General features: G+C 45.1%; 16 protein-coding genes and 1 riboswitch. Of the genes, 1 reads left to right on the top strand and 15 read right to left on the bottom strand.

From position 1 onward, the window contains the following. Positions 1-74: 74 nt before the first annotated feature. Positions 75-1,265, bottom strand: a complete 1,191-nt coding sequence (locus A3CY_RS0107585; protein WP_018337313.1) for a FecR family protein — start codon at positions 1,263-1,265, stop codon at positions 75-77. A 231-nt stretch (positions 1,266-1,496) separates the two neighbouring features. Between A3CY_RS0107585 and A3CY_RS20485 the strand changes: the two genes are divergently transcribed. After that, positions 1,497-2,030 carry an RNA polymerase sigma factor gene (locus A3CY_RS20485; RefSeq protein ID WP_018337314.1) on the top strand — a complete coding sequence of 178 codons (534 nt, stop codon included), beginning with the start codon at positions 1,497-1,499 and terminating at the stop codon, positions 2,028-2,030. A gap of 68 nt (positions 2,031-2,098) precedes the next feature. On the opposite strand, the gene ribH is transcribed toward A3CY_RS20485, so the two are convergent. The 14 genes from ribH to A3CY_RS0107665 all read right to left on the bottom strand — a co-directional run bounded on the left by ribH (position 2,099) and on the right by A3CY_RS0107665 (position 20,248). Continuing rightward, a complete protein-coding gene (ribH, locus tag A3CY_RS0107595) occupies positions 2,099-2,560 on the bottom strand; it encodes a 6,7-dimethyl-8-ribityllumazine synthase (protein ID WP_018337315.1) in 462 nt (153 codons plus the stop codon). Between the two features lie 11 nt (positions 2,561-2,571). Continuing rightward, positions 2,572-3,828, bottom strand: a complete 1,257-nt coding sequence (locus tag A3CY_RS0107600) for a bifunctional 3,4-dihydroxy-2-butanone-4-phosphate synthase/GTP cyclohydrolase II (protein WP_018337316.1) — start codon at positions 3,826-3,828, stop codon at positions 2,572-2,574. A 24-nt stretch (positions 3,829-3,852) separates the two neighbouring features. Then, complete coding sequence (locus A3CY_RS0107605; protein WP_018337317.1) at positions 3,853-4,500, bottom strand: riboflavin synthase; 648 nt, start codon at positions 4,498-4,500, stop codon at positions 3,853-3,855. A gap of 53 nt (positions 4,501-4,553) precedes the next feature. Continuing rightward, positions 4,554-5,654 carry a bifunctional diaminohydroxyphosphoribosylaminopyrimidine deaminase/5-amino-6-(5-phosphoribosylamino)uracil reductase RibD gene (ribD, locus tag A3CY_RS0107610; RefSeq protein WP_018337318.1) on the bottom strand — a complete coding sequence of 367 codons (1,101 nt, stop codon included), beginning with the start codon at positions 5,652-5,654 and terminating at the stop codon, positions 4,554-4,556. 95 nt (positions 5,655-5,749) lie between these two features. Continuing rightward, positions 5,750-5,871, bottom strand: a riboswitch (FMN riboswitch). A 51-nt stretch (positions 5,872-5,922) separates the two neighbouring features. Next, the gene (locus A3CY_RS20490) at positions 5,923-6,870 is read right to left on the bottom strand and encodes a MutS-related protein (protein WP_155828213.1); all 948 of its coding nucleotides are present in this window, start codon (positions 6,868-6,870) and stop codon (positions 5,923-5,925) included. A 48-nt stretch (positions 6,871-6,918) separates the two neighbouring features. Then, the gene (locus tag A3CY_RS0107620; protein ID WP_018337320.1) at positions 6,919-7,272 is read right to left on the bottom strand and encodes a hypothetical protein; all 354 of its coding nucleotides are present in this window, start codon (positions 7,270-7,272) and stop codon (positions 6,919-6,921) included. Beyond that, positions 7,238-7,930, bottom strand: a complete 693-nt coding sequence (locus A3CY_RS20495; RefSeq protein ID WP_051082688.1) for an ATP-binding cassette domain-containing protein — start codon at positions 7,928-7,930, stop codon at positions 7,238-7,240. The genes A3CY_RS0107620 and A3CY_RS20495 overlap by 35 nt, the downstream gene beginning before the upstream one ends. Then, entirely contained in the window at positions 7,927-8,205 is a 279-nt protein-coding gene (locus A3CY_RS0107630) for a hypothetical protein (RefSeq protein ID WP_018337322.1), read from the bottom strand. Before A3CY_RS0107630 ends, A3CY_RS20495 begins: the two co-directional genes overlap by 4 nt. Before the next feature lie 176 nt (positions 8,206-8,381). Further along, positions 8,382-10,436 carry a DUF5117 and DUF5118 domain-containing protein gene (locus A3CY_RS0107635; protein ID WP_018337323.1) on the bottom strand — a complete coding sequence of 685 codons (2,055 nt, stop codon included), beginning with the start codon at positions 10,434-10,436 and terminating at the stop codon, positions 8,382-8,384. Between the two features lie 2 nt (positions 10,437-10,438). Then, positions 10,439-12,802 carry a zinc-dependent metalloprotease gene (locus tag A3CY_RS20500; protein ID WP_018337324.1) on the bottom strand — a complete coding sequence of 788 codons (2,364 nt, stop codon included), beginning with the start codon at positions 12,800-12,802 and terminating at the stop codon, positions 10,439-10,441. 128 nt (positions 12,803-12,930) lie between these two features. Next, complete coding sequence (locus A3CY_RS0107650) at positions 12,931-14,601, bottom strand: PKD-like family lipoprotein (RefSeq protein ID WP_040371306.1); 1,671 nt, start codon at positions 14,599-14,601, stop codon at positions 12,931-12,933. Positions 14,602-14,626: 25 nt separating this feature from the next. Beyond that, on the bottom strand, positions 14,627-15,310 hold the full coding sequence (locus tag A3CY_RS0107655) for a DUF4843 domain-containing protein (RefSeq protein ID WP_018337327.1): 684 nt from the start codon (positions 15,308-15,310) through the stop codon (positions 14,627-14,629). Positions 15,311-15,321: 11 nt separating this feature from the next. Continuing rightward, a complete protein-coding gene (locus tag A3CY_RS0107660) occupies positions 15,322-16,815 on the bottom strand; it encodes a RagB/SusD family nutrient uptake outer membrane protein (RefSeq protein ID WP_018337328.1) in 1,494 nt (497 codons plus the stop codon). A gap of 16 nt (positions 16,816-16,831) precedes the next feature. Beyond that, positions 16,832-20,248, bottom strand: a complete 3,417-nt coding sequence (locus tag A3CY_RS0107665) for a SusC/RagA family TonB-linked outer membrane protein (protein ID WP_018337329.1) — start codon at positions 20,246-20,248, stop codon at positions 16,832-16,834. Positions 20,249-20,273 lie beyond the last annotated feature (25 nt).

Consider the following 20,273-nt stretch of genomic DNA (forward strand, 5'->3'; position numbering starts at 1 on the left):
CTTTGTAAACGAATTAATTAATAAAAATTACGGTTAACTCACTCCCGGAACGTGTCGCAACCACTTTCCGGGTTTTATTTTTGATATATTTTAATTTTACCACCCAAATCAATAAATCGGACATCACCCGTTTTCTCGATAAGATCCAACACCTCTTTCAAGGGTTCGTGTTTTTTTACCGCACCCGTGAAACACATCCGCTTTGCCTTCTCCGTGGCAAAAAGAAAATCGACCTGATACCAACGTGCCAATTTCACGACTAACTCTTCCATCGGCATATTATCGAAATAGAAATACCCCTCCCGCCAAGCTGCGACCAAAGCAACGTCCTCCCGGGTAACCGTCATCTTCCGATCATCCTTGTTCATACGAACCACATCGCCCGGCATCATTTTCAAACCTTCTTCCATCAAAGAATCCCTGAAATCCACCTTCCCGGTCAACAAGGCAACTTCCACCCGTGCCTCATCCACATAATTCATCACGTTGAACGAAGTTCCCAAAACCCGGATCTCCGTTCCCCCGGTCCTCACGATAAAAGGATAAGCTGTATCGGCTTTCACTTGAAAAAAAGCCTCCCCTTCCAAATAAATCTCCCGTTGTTTTCCCGAAAAACGAGCGGGGAAACGCATTGCCGACCCGGAATTCAACCACACGGAAGTGCCATCCGCCAACGTCAATTTATACTCCCCCCCTTTCGGTACCCGCACAATATTCATTGCCGTATCCGCCAACACTACCTTCTCTCCCGTTCCCAAGGAATCGACAGACAACACGGAATCCTGCTGAAATACCATCCCCTCCCCCAAATCCACTTCCAAAGAACTATCCTCGCATAAAACGATCTCGGAACCGGAAGCCAGTTGTAATACAGCCACCCGCTCTCCGGATTTCACCCCCGACACACAAACTTGTTGCCCCGCATTCGTGTTTTCCATCACTCGCGTCGTCCAATAATACACCAGACCGCCCCCTACCATCACCACAAGCATGGCCGCGTAACCGAGCCAATGCAATACACGCCGACGTTTTCCCCGGGAACGGTTACAACATTCCCTCAACACCAATTCACGTATATGCTTCGCCTCTTCATCCATCATGACTAACTGCAATCGATGGCACACCCGCAACACCTTCCGGAAAATATCCCGGTGCTCCGTGCTCTCGTTTACCCAAGTTTCCAATTCACCTCTTTCTTCTTCGGAAAGTCTTTCCAAATAAAAAGCGATGATTTGTTCCACAATATGATCTGTCAATTTATTCATGTATTAAGATTTTACAACAAAAACGGGAAAAGCCGAAAACGGGTGACTCATTTTTCTATTTTTTTCAAAAATTTTTATCCCACTCAAGCTTCAGAGTAAAGCCCAAAAAGAATTAACCGTAAAAAATTACAGCAACATTGGAATAAAAAAAGAGTGAAACGATAACATAACTAAACATTTCCTTGCATTATTCGGACGGACAACTTAATTTTGGTCACAAATATTTAAGACATGAACCCTGCGTTTTCAAACAATGACATAAATTATCTATTCAACAAATACGCCAAGCAACTCCATCTTTACGCCTTGACGTTTCTGCATACACGAGAAGATAGCGAAGACGTTGTTCAGGATATATTTATGCATTTTTGGGAGAAACACAACAATTACTTCACCGAAGAAAAAGCCGTCAAGTCCTATCTCTTTAACTCTGTCCGTAATGCCTGCCTCGACCGGTTAGAGAAAAAAAATGTTGTACAACACAATATTGACATCATCAAGCAAGACATATTTTTCGAAGAAACAATACAATACGATGAAAAAGTTTTCCAAGATGTACAAAAAGAACTATCCCTTCTCCCAACACAAACCCAACGCATCATCGTCTGCATTTTCAGTAAGAGAATGAAATACCAGGAGGTTGCCAACGAATTGCATATCTCCATCAATACCGTGAAAACATTACTACGTAAAGGCATACAACAACTCCGCCTTCGTTTCGCCAATTACCCCGAACTATTGTTTTGTCTTTTCCGAAAAAAATAGTTTATAAGGTTCATAAAGTCACTTATGACCTTACAGACCTTATAAACTTTATAAACCTTATGAACCTTTTAAATCTGCTTCAGCAAATTAATCATCTCGATAGCCGTGGTTACTGCCTCGAAACCTTTGTTTCCGGCTTTTGTTCCGGCTCTTTCAACAGCCTGCTCTATCGTGTCAGTCGTCAGGACACCGAAGATAATCGGCACCCCGGTTTGCAATCCCACGTTAGCGATGCCTTTGGTTGCTTCGTTTGCCACCATGTCGAAATGAGGGGTAGCTCCACGGATCACTGCACCCAAACAAATCACGGCATCATATTTTTTCGTTTCTGCCATTTTCTTTGCTACCAGCGGGATCTCAAATGCACCCGGCACCCATGCCAAATCAATATTCGCCTCGTCACCACCGTGACGCTTGAAAGCGTCTACCGCTCCGCCTAACAATTTACTGGTAATAAACTCGTTAAAACGTCCGGCAACAATACCGATACGTTGTCCTTCTGCTAATAATTTTCCTTCGAGTAAATTCATGTTCTTTATATTTATTGTTTATTTTCCAATTCTTCTTTCAATCTTTCCACCTCATCACGTTCACGCACGTGAAGGATGTGTCCCATCTTCTTGTACTTCGTGTACATGTAAAATTCATTCTTCTCGTTGCACGTCATCTCGATCGGCTCACGTCCCACGATCTCGATGCCGTATCCCATCAGCCCGTTAATCTTCAACGGGTTATTCGTCATCAGCACCATCTTCTTCACCCCTAAATCGGCGAGAATCTCCGCTCCGGTACCATACTCCCGCAAATCGGCTTTAAAGCCCAAAGCCAGGTTAGCATCCACCGTATCCATCCCCTCGTCCTGCAAATGATAAGCTTTCAACTTGTTTATCAACCCAATTCCGCGTCCTTCTTGGCGCATGTACAACAACACGCCCCGTCCGCGTTCAGCGATTCTCCGCATCGCCTCAGCAAGCTGATCGCCGCAATCACAACGCAAAGAACCGAACACGTCGCCCGTCAAACACTCCGAATGTACCCGGCACAAAACAGGCTCACCATCCGTCACGTCGCCTTTCACCAAAGCCACGTGATGCTCCCCGTTAATCTTGTTCACGTACCCGTAAGCCTTGAAATAACCGTATTTCGTGGGCATATCCGCCTCGGTCACTCGCTCCACCAGAATCTCTGTCCGCCGACGATAAGTAATCAAATCCGACACGGTGATCATCTTCATCCCGTGTGCCTTCGCGAACTCCTTTAACTCCGGGGTTCGCATCATCGTCCCGTCCTCCCGCATGATCTCGCAGCACAACCCGCATTCCTTCAACTTGGCAATCCGCATCAAATCCACGGTAGCCTCCGTGTGTCCCATACGTTCCAATACGCCTCCCGGCTTTGCCTCCAACGGGAACATATGCCCCGGGCGACGGAAATCGGACGGTTTGGCATCATCCTCCACAGCTTTCATTGCCGTAACAGAACGTTCCAGAGCCGAAATACCAGTCGTCGTATCCACGTGGTCAATAGACACCGTGAAAGCCGTGCAATGGTTATCCGTGTTCGTTGCCACCATCTGCTCCAATCCCAACTTCGTCGTCAAAGCCTTACTCATCGGCATACAAATCAAACCCTTAGCGTAAGACGCCATAAAATTCACGTTCTCCAACGTGGCAAACTCCGCCGCACAAATCAAATCCCCCTCGTTCTCCCGGTCCGGATCGTCCACCGCGATAATCATCTTTCCCGCTCTCAAATCTGCAACCGCTTCTTCAATCGTACTAAACTTGAAATCTTCCATATCTTTATTTTTTATTTTAAATTTTCAAAAACCATTTGCCAACAAAAAATCCAACGTTAACCCGCCTTTAAGCTCCGCGGGTGCCGCCGGACGCATCAACTTCTCCACGTACTTGGCAATCACATCATTCTCCAGGTTCACATCGTCACCAACCTGCTTCTTCACCAAGGTCGTTTCATCTTGCGTGTGCGGGATGATCGACACGGTAAAACCGCTATCCGTCACCGCCACCACCGTCAAACTAATTCCGTCGATCGTGATCGACCCTTTCTCCACGATATACCGCAACAAATCGGCAGAAGTAGCTATCGTCACCCATATAGCATTCTCGTCTTTCTCTCTCCCCACGATCTTTCCCATACCATCGACGTGTCCCGACACGATATGACCTCCCAACCTTCCATTCAGGCTCAACGCTCTTTCCAGATTCACCGGATCACCCGCATGCAACCCGCCCAAATTACTGCGTTGCATCGTCTCAGGCATCACGTCCGCGCAAAAGCTACCACCGCTGAAGGAAGTCACCGTCAGACAAACCCCGTTCGTGGCAATACTATCCCCCACCTTCAAATCCTCCAACACCTTCTTCGCCTTCACCTCCAGCACCACGCTCCGGTTGCCTCGCTTAATTCCTTTTATTGTTCCTATTTCTTCTATTATTCCTGTAAACATGATATACAATTGAAAATTGGAAATTGAATACCTTTCATTCTAAACTTTAAATTTTAAACTCGAAACTTCACAAGTAAGTCTTGCCCCAAGCTCAACACATCCGTCCGCTCCAGGGTAATCGCATCAGCCATTTTGTCAATACCGATACCTTCAACCGGAGTTTTGGCTTTCTCGCCACCCACGATTTTCGGGGCGATGAAAGCATAAACTTCATCCGTGAAGCCTCCCGACAGGAAAGAATAATTCAAACTTCCCCCGCCTTCCAACAAAATGGAATCAACCCCCATCTGCCCGAGCGACACGAGCAAATTGTCTACGTCAACCAGTCCCACCTTCTCCTCGCAATACAAAGTTTCCACTCCGGCTTTCCGTAAAGCCTCCAATTTCTCTTCCACTGCAAAACGCGTATGAGCCACGATCGTCCGATACTCTCTTGCCGTTTTTACCAGCTGGCTTTCCAACCCTAACCGGGCATTACTATCCACGATAACCCGTATCGGCTGGCGCACTCCCCGTCCTTCAATCCGGCAATTCAATAAAGGATCATCCGCCACGGCTGTACCGATACCCACCATCACTGCCATCAGGCGATGGCGCAACTCGTGGACATACGCCCGGGCCTCCGTTCCCGTGATCCATTTCGAATCACCCGACCACGTGGCAATTTTCCCGTCCAGCGTCATCGCTGTCTTCAATGCCACCCACGGTCGCCGGGTTGATATATATTTCAAAAATACCTTATTCTGTTCCCGAATCGCCTCGTCTTCCATTCCCACGAAAACCTCGATCCCCGCTTCTCTCAACAAAGCAATACCCTTACCTGCCACCAATGGATTCGGGTCACATATCCCGACAAACACCCGGGCTATCCCGTGCTCGATGATCGCATCCGTGCAAGGCGGAGTCTTACCATGATGGCAACAAGGTTCCAAGGTCACATACATCGTGGCGCCCTGGGCATCTCCCGTGCAATTCTTAAACGCGTTCCGTTCCGCGTGCCACTCCCCATAACGCTCGTGCCATCCTTCACCAATCACCTTTCCCCCCTTCACGATCACGGCACCCACCATCGGGTTCGGATTCACGAATCCCGCTCCTCGCTCGGCAAGTGCTATTGCCCGCCTCATGTACTCCAAATCTTCCTGTTTCACCATACGTGTTCTCCTTTCTAAAAAACAAAATGCCCCGAATGCATACACATTCGGGGCACATATTTATATTGTATTAATATAATATCAATTACAACTAAACATCTCTTCTATCATCCGGACTTTAACCGTCGGTTTCAGAATTTCACTGAATCAGTCCCTCGAAAGGGAGTCGCGGACTATTACCGCCGGTAGGGAGTTGCACCCTGCCCCGAAGAAACATTTCTTTGACGCAAAAATAGTAAATATTCTCACGATAGCAAAATATAGCGCACTAATTAATGCTTTTTTTCTGTAATCTCGTGTTGCCCTCCGCCAACCCCTCTATCAAATCCACCACCCTAGCCTTCCTCAAAATATACATCCCGATCCTTTCATCAGAAACCCCCTCCCGTAAGCAATACGTGTAACGGGGCTCCCCCGTTCCCATATCAATCTCGAAAAACCGGAAAGCTACGGATGCCTTCCACTTCAACGCTTCAGCCACCTCGACAATATGCGAGGAAATCATAAACACCCCACGCCCAAACCTCGCCAACCCGTCCACAACTGCCAGCGAAGCATCATAAGCATCCTTCACGTTCGTTCCCCGAAACAACTCATCAAACACAACCACCACATCTCCCAAGTCTCGCACCTGCTCCACCACGTACTTCACCCGAGCGACCTCGTTATAATAGTGGCTATACCCCAACGCCAAGTTATCCGACAAATTAATCGTCGTGAATAAACCGCGAAATAACGACAGTTCCATTCTTCGTGCCGGAACGGGAAAACCGCAATGAGCCAGATACACCGCCACACTAAAAGCTTTCATGTAAGTAGACTTCCCCGCCATATTGGGTCCCGTCAGGAAACACAAATGGCGCCCATCATCCACCCGCACGTCGTTCCTAACCGGATCGGACAGAAAAAGATGGAACAACCCCTCAATCTCAATTTTCCTGCTTTCCTCGACAAACACCGGAAAAACTAGTCCTTTCTCCTTCGCCACGTTCCCTATGACCCGTAAAGCCTCTAACATATACAACGTATCCAATATCATCCGCACCCCATCTGCCTCCTTCCCTCGAAAATAAAGGTCCAGTTTCTCCCTCGTCCAAAACGAATCTCGTTTCTGGTTAGCCAGATAGCGCATCCCGGGACGCCCGAGCACTCCCTCCACCCGCTCTTTCATATCCCGCACGATTTTTGGCGCTCTATCCCTCGGTATATCATTCATAAAAACAGACAACTCGTGAATCAACCGTCCAAGATAAGGCACCGCTCGCTAACGCACATAACAATCATTGTCCGGCTTTACCCACCCTGCCACGGCACGACTCGTCAACCGAAACACATTTTGACAGGGTACATCATTTTGTTGCAGGTATATTTCGATAAAACTCAACTCCTCTTTCCGAATTTCCACGAAGAAAGGCAAACGCTGCAAATAAACAATAGCCTCTACCCGGTCACGAATAGCCCACGCATCCGCCAATGGATTTTCAAACAAATCCTTCATGCACGCACTGGCTCCATCCGATTGAGCATAATCGAAACAAGAAAAAATACTTTCCCGTCCCCATGCGTCCTTGAATAGCTCAAGATCATTCTGCGTCTGTTCGTCTATTTTGAATTCCATCCGTATCTTTTATATATTCCAACAATTCCAAATCTGCTCGTTCCTGCACCCTCCACGTTTTTCCGCCCTGCAAGATAAACAACTCGTCACTAATATCTATCACGTCCTCAAAATAATGATCGGTAATCATTATACCTTTCGTCACTTTCTCCCGACAAATAATCTCCTTTATTTTCTGCACGTGTAACGGCATTAAAAAAGAAAAAGGCTCATCCAGTATACAAAACGTGGAAACGGAAGCCAACACCACGTACACCTCTATAATTCTCCGTTCCCCCGAGGAAAATGTTTGTATCCTCCTTTGATAAGTTTTCCCAAACTCGGGAAAATCTACTGCAAACCGATCAAAATCCACGCCAAAATCATTAAAGACCCGTTTCACGGGCAACCCGGGAGGAATAAAATGATGTTGTGGCAGATAACGCATATCTTCCGGACTCCTCTCCCTTGTCAACAATACTCTCCCGTCAATCCCCACGTATTGTTCCTGCAATTTCAACTCCCCGTACACCGCTTTCATCAAACACGTCTTCCCACTGCCATTCCGACCTAACAAACCGACAACCTTTCCTGTCTCGCAATGCAGGCTCACGTCCCACAAAATACGTCTAAAACCATACTCCAAACGGAGGTTACTTATATCGAGTCTATGCATCATCTCAGATAATAACCGATAAATAAAACCGCCACGTATGTCAGAAAGTCAAACGACAAAGTCATTCTCCACAACCACCGGACAGACACACCCACGTTCTTGTAGTAATAAAAAAACTTCCACGCTTTCCGTTTCATGGCAAAATAGAAAAACGTCATCGTCGCCACCTTAAACCAAAACGTGGCAACGATAATTACTCCTATAACAGCAGGCGCTTTTATACTATACGCATACATGATTCCCCCGCAAGCGAAAGACACGACCAACGCAGGAGCCATGTACATTCTATAAAAAGAGATACATGATCTCAAAATACACTCCACTCTCATCAAATCCGTTTTTGAAGTACTCTTTAATACATTTCCTCTCCCCTCAAAATAACCTCTCGTCTCGAAGGTAAAGAAAAATAACCTAAATCACAAATTCTTTATGTTACACCAACAAACTGATTGCCTCAAAGTACAAATTTCTTTTCCACGCGAGAAAGCAGTAACTTACTTATCACTCTTACCGATTTATCCCTATGCTTATCTTTCAATTCATTCAATCTTTCACCAAGCTCCTGCAATGCCTGTTTCACGACAAAAACGTACAAATCTTTCCCGGTTTCCATCTTTTCCATCGATTCCAGCAAAACATCCACGCACAAAACTTGCATATCCATTTGCCCGCGAGAAACAGTACGCTCCATGTCAATATCGCCAAACAGCATCGAAACCAATTCCTCCAACAATCTTTCCGCATCAGCGGCTCCTTTTATAACCTCCGGTGCCAATAACTTCTGAAAAATCTTCTTTGCTTGTTGCATAAACACTTCCCGATGCCTTCCCAACAGATTTTCTTTCATTAATCTCGAACAGAAATAATTTTCACCTTTGAAAAGATATTCATTCAACACCTCCATAGCCTCATGTTGTTCATCGGCTGTACCCCCATTGCCTATATGCGCCACCACCTGCATTAAATACTCCTCGTACAACTTCATGCCCTCCGCGTTCACCTCCGCGATACTCTTGCCGGAATCATACTTTTTATCCGGATACACGATACTATCCAATAATTCATAAAGAGAACGCATATTCTCCAATCTGTATTTTAAAGCACTCAAATTCACGCTTGTCACGAACGAATACTCCGGTTGCACCTTCCCCTGTAAAGACTCCCGATACCCCCATTCTATCGCCTGACAATCATAATCACCGACTCGCGGGACGAGTACAGGAAAACGGTCACTCGTTTCTTTCAACCCCAACACGTTTCCCACCGCCTTCATCACCTTGTCCCGCACTATTTCACCCGCCACCCCGGGATGGAAACGATCTTTCCGGATTCTCGCATCCGCCATTCCGCATTGCAACAAATAACGGGACAATTCCTTTACAAGGAAACCATGTCCCAGGTTAATACGACAAGATAAAATCTCCCCCGTTTTCGGGTGGAAAGTATGCCCTGCCTTAATCCCGACCTCTCCCAAATCATACGCTATCACAGCACGCTGTTCAACTAAACATGTTTTTGCATCTGCCATCTTCACCTGCAAAACATGCTTGAACCCCGCTCTCTCGAATGCTGTATTCCACGCCAGGATTCCCTCTTTTATATAAGGCACAAATTCAGCCGGGAAGCAAGTATCCACGCGAAAAACAATCGGATTCAACGGCTCCACCGGTTCTCCGCGCCGGTACTTTTTCCGATCCTTTTCGGCTATTCCAAGATTCCATTTTTGAATAATGGAATCCCTTACCGCACGATAAGGATTTTGAGAATAATCCCAAAAACTAACCACCTTATACCCGACTCGTTTATCCGCGAAACGTTCTCTCATCCCCTGTTCCGGCAACACCGTGATAACACAACCGATCTCCAATGGCAAAAAACCTCTTGGGGCTAACATTCCTGCCACGACCTGTTCCGGAGCAAAACCATACATCCGATGTATCGTGAAACTCGCACCTTCAGGAAACGTATGCACTCCAAAGACCTTCGCCAAAGACGCATTCTGCTCCCTGATCCCCCTACCGGATACTTTAAACCATTCATCCTTGGCCCTCAATATTTCGGTAATATCAATAATATACCCGTTCCCATCCGCCGGATACGCCTTTATCGGATACATGATATCGACAGGTTGCATATTCGATTTCTTCAACGCCTCATACAACTCGTCTTTCTCGTTTGAAACACGTTCCGAAAAAATTCGCCGTTGCAAATAAACAACATCATTCTCCACCTTTTGTATATACACCACCCCCAAACTCTCCAGCGGACGTGCCACCATATCAAACCCCTTGTTTATTTGAGCCCTGATTTCAATTTCCCGACCTAACAACTTCCCCGGAATTTCAAGATACACCCTTGCCGAATCTTGATACACAGGTAAAATTCCCTCATGCTTTTTCATCTTCCCGTGAAAAAACTCATCAAAAGCCATTGGTTTTTGTCCATACCCTTTCACCGCAATCAAGCAAAAGAATAACAAACAAACCAGCAAACTATTCCCACTTTTCATACTCAATCATTATTTTGTAAAGACTCCATACTTGCTAACAACAACGCCACCCGTATCCTCTCTTTTCCATCCAAACCGACCATATACTCCTTGCCTTCCCTCACGATTCGCTCCATCTCCTCCAGACACGCCACGAGTACCCGCGAAGGAATATATTCCTTCCTAACCAGTAAAGATTTCAACTCTGCCACGTAAATAGACTGAATCATGTACCGGGCACTCGAAACCTCCACGTTCCCTTCCCACTCCCGGAAAATCATCCGGTGCAACCCGTTTATATACTCCTCTAAAGCAAATTTCTCACCGGGAGCATCTTCTTCAATTTGAGCAATCGTCATGCCCTTTCTAACCAAAGTTCCTATAATCGATTCATAAAACCTCTTCATCAACGCCCCGGCATCTTCATCAACAAGAGTTGCCAAAGAATCCCGGTACAACCAATCGCAAGGCGTCAACACGTAACGATCAAGAAAATCCATCACCTTTTCCATATAACCGACATCCACAAAATCATACATCCCCGTTGAATCTCCCTCTACACACAACCTCCCGCCAATATCCCCAAGAACATGCCCCACGAACAACGAATACTGCCGAACCACTCCAAGGAATCGGGATTTCACAATCTGGTACGACCGACGGTCGCCCACCTGCCACACCTCGCGCGTATTCATCAACCGCTTCAAATGTTCTATACCGCGGGCATTGAAATCCACGTGGTCATTCCCCAAATCTTCCGATTGCGCCCTGCAATCCATCTCGTCGACAAAACGCTTGGCAGGGGTACGCTGTTCCTCGTCAACCCATTCATTCAACTCCTTGTCCGTCCTGCCCGGCGCATAACGGTACCCCCACTCTATCGCGAAACGGTCATACTCCCCGATTCGGGCAACACGATTTCTCAAACCAATCTTATCCCCGGCTTCCGCCACGTAATTAAAACGCATATAATCCATAATGGAAGACCCCATACCGTTTTTTTCCAAAAATGCATTATCCCGAAGTTGTTCCACCGAATAAAGACTACTACCGAAAAAATTATGCTCCAATCCCAACGTATGCCCGATCTCATGGGTAATCACCATTTTCACCAATTCGCCCAACAATTCATCGGGAATTTCCATTTTCCGCCCAAGACTATCAACCGCCCCGCACTGCGCGAAATACCATTGCTGCACCACATTCAACACACTGCTATACACCCCCACGTGGCTCGTGATAATTTCCCCCGACCGGGGATCTATCGTAGAAGGTCCGTAAGCATTCTGCACGGGTGACGCTTTCCACGAGATAAACGAATAGCGGGAATCATATTCCGAAAACTCAGGATTCTCATCCGGAGTCGGGGCTAACTCACCCCGGATTGCATTTTTAAATCCGATCCGCTCAAACGCCTCCTGCCACACATTCACCGCCTCCATAAAATAAGGTACCCAACGGGAAGGCGTTGCCCGGTCTATATAGAATACGATCGGTTTTACCGGCTCAACTAATTCGCCACGAGCGTATGCCTCCGTATCCTTAGGTTCCAATCTCCACCGCTTCACGATGGGCACGACAGATCCCGCGTACGGATTCCTGTCAAAATCTACTTTCGTGATAGCAAAATATCCCACCTTTTGATCCCTCGAACGTATTTCTAACGGCTGGCGAGGCAAAAGTGCCAAACAAACCCCGATTTCCCAACTTGTTGTATAACGTCCCCCTAAACCGGAACCCGATTTCCGGCACTTATCTTCCACGGCAAAACTTCTTTTGGTACGAATCAGAATATTCTCCGGAAATCCTTTTATCTCCTCTATACGATTCTTCTCGCTTTCGCTCATGCCCATGGTCAATTCCAAACTATAAGAATCCAAATTGAACAATGAATTATTCATCAGCAAGTCCGTCACCTCGACCAATACCGACCCCGAAGCTTTCACAGAAACCGGCAATACCTTGCAAAGCATGGCATCTCCCCGCTGTTGGGCTACACGATGTACCCCACCCTTGCCCGGCTCCACACCAAACCGGTCGCACAACGGCAATTCCAACAAAACCTTATCCCCCTCTTTCTGGAAACACACGATAGCCGCACCCAAAAGATCTCCCGAATACCCGTATCGACCGCTTTCCGTTCTTTGCTTCACGGCTGCCGCTTCCAATATCGTCGTCGTCACCAACATATCTCGCCCGAACAAAGAATCCGGGATTTCCCAAAATATTTGTTTTCCCTGGCGATACGTCGTGAACATCCCGCCAACAACATGCAACGAATCCCCCGGTTGCCGGGAATCAAAAAAAACACCGATCTCTTGTTGTGCCGCGGAATGCAAAAACACACCTCCGGTAAACAACAAAACAAACACGACCTTTTTCCACATAATCCTATTTCAAACTTCTCGTCTTCCAATCCGCCTCGACAAACAATACAACGAAGTCCGGGTAAACCGTACTCCCGAACTTCGCCATATCTCTTGCAAACAAGAAAGATTGTCACAAGACTTGTACTTTACAATTTCACGCTATATCCGAAATCAATAATTTTTCCGAATCCTTTATACTCAAACACTTCACTATCAAGTTCAACCTCTCCCGTAGAAGCTAATTTCAATTCAAGTATTCCCCCTTCATTTCCACCATAGTCCAAAGAAATACCCAAACGATAAGGAGCACCTATCCATTCCCAATTCCCCTCATCATTCTTATATCCCCAATCTGTAATTGAATTTCTAAATTTCAACCCGGTAATCTTTGCAAAAGCATTTTCGTGTTCATAAAGCAACGTCACCCTCGGCACAGTACGGTTTAAATCTACTTTATAAATCTTATTGCCCCCGGCAATAAACAACATCTTACCAAAAGCATAAGAAGTCGCAATACTCATCTCGTCAACATTCATACCTCCCGGCACATCGAATGTGTATTTCCCTGCACATCTGGCAGCTGTCGAGCTGGCACCAAATCCACTTCCATCAAAATCATACACATGAAGTTTATGATCAGAGGTACTGAAAAGCGTTGCCAACACATTCATATCGACCCGGTTCATATCTATCATAATTTTATCATTTCCGAGGTCATTCGGATCAAATGCATTTCCCGCATAGGGATTCGCCCCGATCTCAACAATGTTTCTTATCACTTTGGTAGGGGAAAAATATTGTTCACGCCCCTTCCTGAAATAGTAATTGTAATCACTGTCATACTCGTTATAATATTGCTTACATCTCAAAAAACGATGGTTTTGTTCATCATAGAAAATAAAACCGTAAGTCGTCATGGATGCGATCTTTGTCACATTACACGATTCTTCGTGGCCATCCTCCCATACAAGCGGATAATACACGGAAAGACCATCGGCGGCTGCCGCATACAATTTCCCGTTATCAGACACGATTTCTCCTAAACGTGAACTTGTGAACGAAACCAACCAATCCGGTGAAAAATTATTATCTCCCGTGACCTCCTTTATATGAAGCATTTCCTGATACGTGTAAATTTGTTCAAAAGAAACGGCATTCATCAAATGTACATCCCGATCCGTCCCGACGAAAATCACGGGTTGCTGACGAGTATAATACTCATCCCATGTACCGTAACTCCAATCCGTCAACAGGAATTTGGGAGTTCCCTCTATAGGTAAATCCTGTTTCATATCACTTTTGTAAGCATCCCGAACAACGACCCCTCCATTTCCTTCACCATCAACCACTCCCAAAACAGATTTCCCGTCAACCTGTTGAAGCACAAACCAGCTACGACTATAAGGAACTATCGGTTTCACGGTCATTTCTTGATACCATTCACTACCATCTTTCCGGTGGTCCGTAACAACTAAACGCACGGTACGGATATTAACATCCGTGGGTTGAAACACCAATTCACACGTTTTCTCCTGCCCGCATTCAATCCATTCATCCAAAGCTCCCGTTTTTTTCAACTTCTCTTCCCACCTGTAAGTCAAATTAGATTCCTCCTCTGCCAATGTCTGAGACAACTTCGGTTCTATCACGGCGACAACAGGCTTTTCTTTACTCAAACGAACACTCACCGAGGTCGGCAATTCTATACTTATTTCGTTTATATCATGATAGTCATAAGAACCCTTATCATCATAACACCCCGATAATAAAAGCAAACCACCCACGAAGAAACTGACAATATTCACATTCTTTCTCATAATCTTCATTTTTTAGTCCAATCACTTAAAAACGTTTAAACACAATCTCCTCTCCATTCTCATCCAATAAAGGCGGATTATTCTTTTTATACTCCTCGTAAGCATCATAAAGCCTATTTCGATCCTCCTTCGTCGACGGAATATCATCATACGTCGCCTTAAAATAATCCATCATAAAAAAATATTTGGCATCCGAATATTCTCCCCAATAATAGCTATACCAGTCATTGCGCTTTATCGTGTAATACACTTTTATCGGCAAACTCGCTTTATCCTCGCGCCCCGGATCAAACTGGAACAACGGATTATCCAAATCAAAGAAAACATTTGCCAAGCAAAACGATCCACCGGTTAATTTCTCGGGACGGCGCACTTTTACCGTTACGATCTGGCTTGATGCGTTCACCGGAAACACATACTTCTCGGCACAAGACACATCAGCCTTTAACGCAGAACTCTCATTCGATTCTATCTTCAAACAAAAGGTCCTCTCCTCCAGTAAAGTATCTCCCTGCAAACCGATCACCAGTTCCAACTCCTTCTCCGTGTACCCTTTCACGTAATCACTATCCACAAAATGCACCTCTGTATTGCTATAAACAAAATTCAAACGGGGAGTTTCATTATACAAAGCGATATCATTCTCTTCACATCCCGCGTACAAGAAAAACGACACCAATACCAATAAAAGAAATCTATATTTTTTCATCCTCATTCATTTTAATTGTTATTACCAAAAGTCTTCTCGTTATCCGGTAACGGCCATTGATAAAAAGCAGACATATCCTCTTTTACACAATAAGAAAAAGTTTTATAGTTATGCCGTTTGTAAAAGTAAAACAGTTGCCCCTCCGAGAAGAACTCTTTTCTATACTCTCTCATCAACTCGTTAATCCGCTTCGTGTGATTTTGGTCATAATCTGCCCTTGTATCCAAACGGTCATAAGCATCATCGGCAACAAGCCCATCCTCGTAAGCGATCCCGCGAGCCCACATCACCGTGTTTAATGCCTCGACACTTTTCTCCTTATCCGTTTCGCATTCCGCTATAATATAGTACATCTCGGGCAAACGGATTAAAGGCAAAACATCTTTCCCCTCGTATCTCGACACGGCAGAAGTATAAGCTGATTGGTCATATTTCAAACAGATCTTATATTCTTGACCGGTTCTCCCGGAAACCTCTTTAAAAGCGAAAGCATTCGCCCGGCGATCCAAAGTTCCCCGGCTTCCTGTTTCAAACTGTTCGTTAAAATTAGTTCTCTTGCGCATGATATAAACCCCATCGGAAAGAAATCCTTGAGGAATCTCCAGTTTATAATTTCCCTGTTCTTCCAACAACTTGTCCAATTCATAAACATTCAAACCGAAAATATGTTCGGCAAACAAAACCGGGTTAGAATTATCTTCATGAAAAGTAAAATAGTTACTGTTCACAACCTCCCTCGCGTAAGCCAACGCCTTCTGCTTGCTCTCGGCATCACCCTTGTAACAATACGCCCGGGCTAACATGGCCTTTACGGCATAAGTGTTCATCCGCATTTGCCGGGAGTTTTCAAAAGCGTTAATGCTCCTGTTATATTCAAAATTCTTCGGGTCGGCAATCTCCAACAAAGAATCAGCTTCATGCAAATCCGCCAGCACGTGATCAATCACCTTCTCTGCCGGCAAAATCGGGGTAGCCTTTTGGTCAAAACTAATTCTATACGAAATAGCTTTCCCCGTGGGATTGACACCATACACGGGACCAAACAACCTTAGCAAATCAAAATGCAAAAAAGCCCTTAGCCCCAAAGCCTCTCCTTTCATCAATTCGTAATACTTCTCGGTCTTAATAACGGATTTATTCTCTTCTATATATTTCAGGAAATTATTGATATTCGCAATAACGTTATACATATTCGAATAAATATCATCCTTCACTTTCAACCATACATTATCGTAATCATACAAATCTTTCCATTGAGACACTCCCGGAAATTCATCATAATTACCGGAAATAGCATCCAAATACCCGTATGTCAGATTCTTGGCGTACAATTCCGTTTCTCCCATTTTCAAGTAAAAACCTGTCAACACATCCTTAAATCCCGCTTCGCTCTCGAATAATTTATCCGCCGGAATAGCTGTTTTAGGCTGAACATCCAACCAATCGGAACAAGAGGCAATTCCCACCATTAGTCCCAATATCAATATATATAATCTCTTCTTCATATCCCAAAATTTTAATTTAGAATGCAACATTTAGAGAAAACGAGAACTGACGGGCAAAAGGATAATCCGTTCCACGTTCCCGCTTTACCGATGACAAATAAAATAAATCCTCCATGTTAAAAGCCAACTTCACGGAACTCAATCCCCAACGTTCGATAAACTTCGCGTTTGTCTTATCCATCCGGTAACTCAACGAAAGCGAAGCCATCTGGAATGTATTCTCATCCATAACAAAACGAGAAGTCGCCTTCGTCCCGGATCCGCGGATCCCGGTATTTATACGCTTGAATTTTGCCTTGTCTCCGACATTCTGCCAGCGCAAACCCAAAACCCGTTTATCGGCATTATACATCAAATTAGCATTTTCAACCTTATCAACCAAAGTTTGGTTATATGTTTGCCCCCCGAACTTATAAGCCATACTTACATCAATCCCAAACCCTTTATAAGCAAAAGAAGAATTAATATTCCCTTGCCATTTCGGTTCTATTGTACCTATCGGGACCAAATCCACCACATCATACGTCCCCGTCATCTTTCCATTTCTTTTCACTAGGATCTCCTCTCCCGTCATCGGGTCTATTCCCAAAGATTTCACGACCCAAATCCGGTTAATGGATTCACCTTCTTCATAATGCGAAAGCGGGCTATCCTCCTGTTCATTATAATTTTCCTCATTCATGTGGCGTAATGCCTCTGAAATTTTTTTCAATTTATCCTTGTTATGGGAACCATTAAATGTAATCGTCCAATAAGCAGAATTTTCCGTGTCTTGGTAAGGAATAAATGCCACATTCAATTCTACACCCTTATTTTCCAAAGTACCTAAATTTTCGGGATAAGAATCAAAACCTAAAGAAGGGGCTAAAGTAACTTGCGTCAACGAATTCTTTGTCAACTTCTGGAAATACTCTGCCCGGGCAGTTATCCGACCGTTCAACACACCCAATTCCACGCCAAAATTCCAAGTATCGGTCTGCTGCCATTTCAATTTTTCGTTCGGCATGGCAACAATCTCTACCCCCGTACCATCAGAAGCCAAATACGGGTAAAGCAGGTTATTATAACTATAAAGCTCCCTTGATTGATAAGGTGCAAAACCTTGAGTTCCCGTAACTCCATACGATCCCCTTAACACGAATTCTGAAATAAAATCAAACCGAGACATAAAATTTTCCTTTTTCACATCCCAACGTAGCCCGGTAGCCCAAAAAGGAGCGAATCGATTATCTTTACCGAATTGAGAGGAACCATCCAACCGCACGCTAAAATCGACTGAATATTTATAAGCATAAGAATAACCGAAACTTCCCGTCCAACCGATCAACCGGGAGGTATTTTCCGAGCCGGACATTTTCTCGTTATATTGCTTACCGAACAATATGCCATCCATATTCTCATTCGGGAAACCTGTTACATAGGCTCCATAACTTTCATTCTTAGTTTCCTGAACTGACATACGGGCGTTAGCCGTCAGGTAATGCACCTCTCTCAACAACTTGTTATAACTTGCCGTTAAATCCAGTGAATACGAGAAACTTTCTCGTTGCGTGCGTTTAAAATCCCCCCGCTGGGTCGGATCCGTTATTCCATCAAAAGCCGTATGTTGAGCCGGTCTGAAAACATCGGTTTTGCCATTCCCTTTGGAAAGAGAAAAGGCGCCTATTAACCGGATATCATCATTAGGATTATACTCCACGCTAAACAGATTCCTAACACTAAAATTAGTTGTCCGGTTTTTCGTGTTCAAAGTTGCATTATACATCGGATTGGCATAATCCGTCGTTCTTCCCCCCGTGTAAGTAAATATCACGAAATTATCCAAACGCTTCAAGATTTCACCATTTTCCCCGTAAGGACGCAAATAAGGATTCAGTTTCGTGTAATCGCTAAAACTTCCCCAAGGCGACTCATCCCCCACGGTATTCTCCACCGTAACCTTATTTTTCAACAACACTTTATCAAAACGATACTGTAAATCCAACGCTCCGGTCGTCACATCTCTTTTACTTCCTTTCATGACACCCGGCGTATGGTTATACCCGACATACAAACGATAACGCAATGCCCGATCTCCTCCCTCCAGGGTCAACGTATGCCGTTGCTGCACGGAAGTCCGCAAAGGTTTATCCAACCAATACGTGTTCACGCCACGCTTTACTTCTCTCAACTTATCTTGATAATTTTGAAGTATCTCTATACCGCCATTTCCTTCATACATTCCTGCCAAAACCTCAGCCCTCAATTTTTCCTCCGCATTCATCAAATTATAATCCGACAAATCGGGAGCCTCTATCCGGACATTCCCTCCGTAAGTCACCCACAGACGTCCCTCCTTAGGAGTTTTCGACTCGATAACAATCACCCCGTTCGCGGCACGGGAACCATAAATAGCCGTTGCGGCTGCATCCTTCAACAATGTAATGGATTCCACCCGGTCCGGATCCAAATCCACCATCGTCTGCAAATCGATCTCGAACCCATCCATAATCAACAGCGGCTTATTAGGATACGTGTCATACTCCCCTTGCAAAGTCACCATCTCTGCCGAAGCACCCGCGTTACTTCCGCCCGGCAACGTGGCCTGTCCCCGCATTCTCAAATCGGGAAGGCGATTCGGGTTCGAGCCGTTCAACACATCCTCCATAATCCGGAAACTAGGATCTATCGCCGCCAGCGCCTTGGCTATATTCGTCGAACTAATCTTCTTCAAATCTTCACCTTTCACGGAAAGCGCCGACCCCGTGAAACCTTCTTTCCGACGATTAAACATACCGGTTACTACAACCTCCGACAATTCCTCCTCGTTCTCCTCCATTACCACCACCAGCGGCTTCATATCCTTCTTCAACTCTTTCAACACGATCTCCTTATCTCTCATCCCAACAAAAGAGAACACCAACACCACGCTGTCCATCCCGGGAACTTCCATCGCGAACACGCCATTGGCATCCGTCGCTGTCCCGATCTTCGTCCCCTTGATCAAGACCGTTACCCCCGGCAACACCTCTTTCTTCTTGTCCGTCACTTTCCCCGTTATCCGGAACGCTTCTTTCTCCGCTTCCCGCATAATCTGCTCGGCTCGAGTCAATATAACCACGACATCCTTCTGAATATAATATCCCAACAACGTATGTTCCAAACATTTATCCAAAATCTGCCGTACATCGTCGGACGTCACGTCTACCGTAACCTTCCCAGCTTTATTCACCACCTGTTCATTAAAAATAAACGTGTACCCCATCTTTTGTTTGATCTCCTTAAACACGGATTTCAAACTTGCATCCGTCACCTTTATCGTCGTCTGCTGGGCTGAAGTAATAGCAGAAACTGACAAAAACGACAGCAACAAAAAAACTGTTGTCAACTTCATAATCAGTAAAATTTTTTGCCGGACTTGTTTTAACTGTCCTTTCTCGTTCTTTTTTTTCATACTTTTGTATCCATTATAATTACAC

This window comes from Butyricimonas synergistica DSM 23225, from assembly GCF_000379665.1.
In the GTDB taxonomy this organism is placed as follows: domain Bacteria; phylum Bacteroidota; class Bacteroidia; order Bacteroidales; family Marinifilaceae; genus Butyricimonas; species Butyricimonas synergistica.